The sequence below is a fragment of the Cupriavidus sp. SIMBA_020 genome (assembly GCF_046535395.1).
Taxonomy (GTDB): Bacteria; Pseudomonadota; Gammaproteobacteria; order Burkholderiales; family Burkholderiaceae; genus Cupriavidus; species Cupriavidus campinensis.
On the sequence record NZ_JAWRWU010001834.1, the window covers coordinates 1 to 230 of the forward strand.

At 60.4% G+C, this 230-nt stretch carries 1 pseudogene; it reads left to right on the forward strand.

What is annotated here, in order from left to right:
• A pseudogene (locus SB751_RS35935) lies at window positions 1–230 on the forward strand (acyltransferase); the annotation flags it as partial.

Sequence of the window (230 nt, forward strand, 5' to 3'; positions counted from 1 at the left end):
CAATCAAGGAAGCGGTCTATCCGGCGCTCGTCGTTAGCCTCGTATGCCAGTTACTGTTGATCAACGGCTGGTTTCCATTTTCGGCGATCAAGCAGCCGTGGAACGGGCCGTCCGACAGCGTCTCCTGCGAGGTGTTCTTTTATCTGCTGTTGCCGTTTCTGCTGCGCCGGATGACGCGCATGCGCGCAGCGCGGATCGCGCTTGTCTCGATCGCGCTGTGGCTCGCGACG